The organism is Pseudomonas sp., assembly GCF_050739655.1.
GTDB lineage: Bacteria > Pseudomonadota > Gammaproteobacteria > Pseudomonadales > Pseudomonadaceae > Aquipseudomonas.
In genome coordinates, this window is sequence record NZ_JBOIBY010000351.1 from 1 (window position 1) to 3987 (window position 3987).

3 protein-coding genes and 1 pseudogene are annotated in these 3987 nt (G+C 57.7%); all 4 read right to left on the minus strand.

Features of this window, described 5'->3' with window-relative positions; translation table 11 throughout:
* Positions 1–111: pseudogene (locus ACRESJ_RS17070) on the minus strand (DUF1127 domain-containing protein); the annotation flags it as partial.
* A 319-nt stretch (positions 112–430) separates the two neighbouring features.
* Positions 431–1924, minus strand: a complete 1494-nt coding sequence (locus ACRESJ_RS17075) for an acetyl-CoA hydrolase/transferase family protein (protein ID WP_431758950.1) — start codon at positions 1922–1924, stop codon at positions 431–433.
* A 214-nt stretch (positions 1925–2138) separates the two neighbouring features.
* On the minus strand, positions 2139–3572 hold the full coding sequence (locus tag ACRESJ_RS17080; protein WP_007969748.1) for an NAD(P)(+) transhydrogenase (Re/Si-specific) subunit beta: 1434 nt from the start codon (positions 3570–3572) through the stop codon (positions 2139–2141).
* Positions 3569–3925 (minus strand): NAD(P) transhydrogenase subunit alpha, encoded by a 357-nt coding sequence (locus tag ACRESJ_RS17085; protein WP_007992881.1) that lies wholly within the window; start codon positions 3923–3925, stop codon positions 3569–3571. Before ACRESJ_RS17085 ends, ACRESJ_RS17080 begins: the two co-directional genes overlap by 4 nt.
* Positions 3926–3987: the final 62 nt, after the last annotated feature.

Sequence of the window (3987 nt, forward strand, 5' to 3'; positions counted from 1 at the left end):
GATGCGGCGCTGCCACAGCATCAGGTTGGCGATAACGCGCAGAGGCATGGAAGCCTGGGTTTTTGCAGCAGTGTCTTCGAAGAACAGTTCGGAACTGAGTGTACGTTCCATGGTTTTCATCCTTCCGCTTGTGGCGGGATTAGGTAGTGGTTTAACTGGTGCCCATGATCCTCTCGTTTGCCTAGTCTCTGTAGATACAGTTCACCTGTATTGTGAGGGCTCAGTTAACTGTTTATAGGGTGTGTACTGGTCTAAATTGAGGCAACTGTACCTATGCGCACTGTTGTGGTGCAAATCTGCTCATTTTGTTCGATTGAGTAAGGGTTTCCACTTAGAAATAACCAGTACAGCAGTACAGTTTTTGTAAGATTTAAGGGCGGCAAGAGCAAGCTGGCGAAACTGTGTTTGCGCCAGCTGTTATCTGTAGCAATTACTTCTTCAGCATTTGCCCGGTTTCTTCCAGGTTTATGTGCCAGCTCAGGGCATCACGCAGGATATGTGGGGTGTGCCCGCCGATGGCGCATGCGGCGGTGAAGTAATCATTCAGGGCCTGGCGGTAATCCGGGTGCACACACTTGTCGATGATGACCCGGGCACGCTCCCGAGGCGCCAGGCCCCGCAAGTCTGCCAGGCCCACTTCGGTCACGAGGATATCGACGTCATGTTCGGTATGGTCAACGTGGCTGACCATCGGCACCACGCTGGAGATCGCACCGCCCTTGGCGATCGACTTGGTCACGAACACGGACAGATGCGCATTGCGCGCAAAGTCGCCCGAGCCGCCGATGCCGTTCATCATCCGCGTGCCGCAGACGTGAGTGGAGTTGACGTTGCCGTAGATGTCGAACTCCAGAGCTGTGTTGATGCCGATGATGCCGAGACGGCGCACGACTTCAGGGTGGTTGGAAATCTCTTGAGGGCGAAGCACCAGTTTGTCTTTGTAGCGCTCCAGGTTGCCAAACACATCGGCGTTGCGACGGCTCGATAGGGTGATCGAACTGCCCGAAGCAAAACTCAGCTTCCCGGCATCGATCAGGTCGAAGGTCGAGTCCTGCAGCACTTCGGAATACATCGTCAGGTCTTCAAAGGGCGAATCGATCAAGCCGCACATCACCGAGTTGGCGATAGTGCCTATACCGGCTTGTAGCGGGCCGAGCTTGTTGGTCATGCGTCCAGCAGCCACTTCCTGTTTGAAGAAGTCGATCAGATGGTCGGCAATGGCTTGGGTCTCGGTGTCCGGCGCCAGCACAGTGGAGGGCGAGTCCGGCTGATCAGTGATCACGATGGCGACGATTTTTTCCGCTGGAATCGGAATGGCGGTGCTGCCAATGCGGTCATCGACCTTGACCAGTGGAATCGGGGTGCGGGTCGGACGATAGGTCGGAATGTAGATGTCGTGCAGGCCTTCGAGGTTCGGGTTGTGCGCCATGTTGATTTCGACAATCACATGCTTGGCGAAAATCGCGAAGCTGGCCGAGTTACCCACGGAAGTGGTTGGCACGATATGGCCTTGCTCAGTGATGGCCACAGCTTCAATCACGGCAATGTCCGGCAGCTTCAGTTGCTGGTTGCGCAGTTGCTCAACGGTTTCGGAGAGATGCTGGTCGATGAACATCACCTCGCCGGCGTTGATCGCCTTGCGCAGGGTGCTGTCGACCTGGAATGGCATGCGTCGTGACAGCACGCCAGCTTCGGTCAACTGTTTGTCGAGGTCGTTGCCCAGGCTGGCGCCGGTCATCAGGCTGATCTTCAGCGGCGTGACCTTGGCACGCTCGGCCAGCGCCTGAGGGACGGCCTTGGCTTCGCCGGCGCGAGTAAAACCACTCATGCCGACGGTCATGCCGTCCTCAATCATAGCGGCAGCGTCGGCAGCGCTCATCACTTTGTCCAACAACGAAGGCAGGCGAATACGGTCACGGTACATGGATTGTTATCTCGGGCAACAAGTAGCGGGACGTGCAGTCTAGTGAATTGCGCCGACATCTGTCCCGCTACCAAGGTCGCAATCGAGGCGTCTATTACGGGGCTTTGGAGCAAAACACCGTTACTGGATCGGTAACAAAAGAATAGTTTGTCCTACGATTTACACAAACAAAAACGCCCCGACGAGTCGGGGCGTTTTGTCTTGCGGGTGAGGCTTAGTCGACAGCCTTGACCATGTCTTCGATGACCTTTTTCGCGTCGCCGAACACCATCATGGTTTTGTCCAGGTAGAACAGTTCGTTGTCCAGGCCGGCATAGCCGCTAGCCATCGAGCGTTTGTTGACGATGATGGTCTTGGCCTTGAACGCTTCGAGAATCGGCATGCCGGCAATCGGCGATTTCGGATCGTTCTTGGCTGCAGGGTTCACCACGTCGTTGGCGCCCAGCACCAGCACGACGTCAGCCTGACCGAACTCGGAGTTGATGTCTTCCATCTCGAACACCTGGTCGTAAGGCACTTCGGCCTCGGCCAGCAACACGTTCATGTGGCCCGGCATACGACCGGCAACCGGATGGATCGCATACTTCACGGTAACACCGCGATGGGTCAGCTTCTCGGTCAGTTCCTTCAACGCATGCTGCGCCCGTGCTACCGCCAGGCCATAGCCCGGAACGATGATCACGGTGTCGGCATTGGTCAGCAGGAAGGTCGCGTCGTCAGCCGAACCGGATTTGACCGGACGGGCTTCCTTGGCGCCTGCTGGCCCTGCGTCGGCTGTGTTGCCGAAGCCGCCGAGCAGTACATTAAAGAAGGAGCGGTTCATCGCCTTGCACATGATGTACGAGAGGATCGCACCAGACGAGCCCACCAGCGAGCCGGCGATGATCAGCATCGAGTTGTTCAGCGAGAAGCCGATACCTGCAGCTGCCCAGCCGGAGTAGCTGTTGAGCATCGACACGACTACTGGCATGTCCGCGCCACCGATCGGGATGATGATCAGCACACCCATGATGAAGGCCAGGGCCAGCATCAAGGCGAAGGCGCTGAGGTCGCCGGTCAGCATGAAGGTGATGCCCAGGCCAAGAGTAGCCACGCCCAGCAGCAGGTTCAGTTTGTGTTGGCCGGTGAACTGTACCGGTGCGCCCTGGAACAGGCGGAACTTGTACTTGCCCGACAGCTTGCCGAAGGCGATTACCGAACCGGAGAAGGTGATCGCACCAATGGCAGCACCGAGGAACAACTCTAGGCGGTTACCGGCCGGGATCGCGTCACCCAGTTGCGCAACGATGCCCAGCGACTGCGGCTCGACGACCGCCGCAATGGCGATGAACACCGCGGCCAGACCGATCATGCTGTGCATGAAGGCAACCAGTTCCGGCATCTTGGTCATTTCAACGCGTTTGGCCATGATCGAACCGGCGGTGCCGCCGATCAGCAGGCCAACGATCACGTAGACGATACCGTCATGGGCCAGTTCGGCGCCCAGCTTATAGATAAGCCCGACCGTGGTAAGGATCGCCAAGCCCATGCCGAGCATGCCAAACAGGTTGCCGCGACGCGAAGTGGTTGGATGTGAGAGTCCCTTGAGTGCCTGGATGAAGCAGACCGAGGCAATCAAATACAGGGAAGTAACCAGGTTCATGCTCATGCTTGCTGCACCTCGGCCTTGACTGCTTCGGCCTTGGCTGCCGGAGCTTTTGCCGGGGCCGCTTTCTTCTTGAACATTTCAAGCATGCGCCGGGTTACCAGAAAACCACCGAACACGTTCACCGCGGCCAGGGCCACGGCGAGAGTGCCCATGGTCTTGCCCAGCGGGGTTACCGTGAGGGCAGCGGCGAGCATGGCGCCGACAATGACGATGGCCGAGATGGCGTTGGTGACGGCCATCAGCGGGGTGTGCAGTGCAGGTGTCACGTTCCAGACCACGTGGTAGCCAACATAGATGGCCAGCACGAAGATGATCAGGTTGTAGATACCGTGAGAGATCAGCATGTCTTCCATTGTTTTTATCCTCAGCCGTTCTTGCGCACGATCTGGCCGTCGCGGCACATCAGGCACGCGGC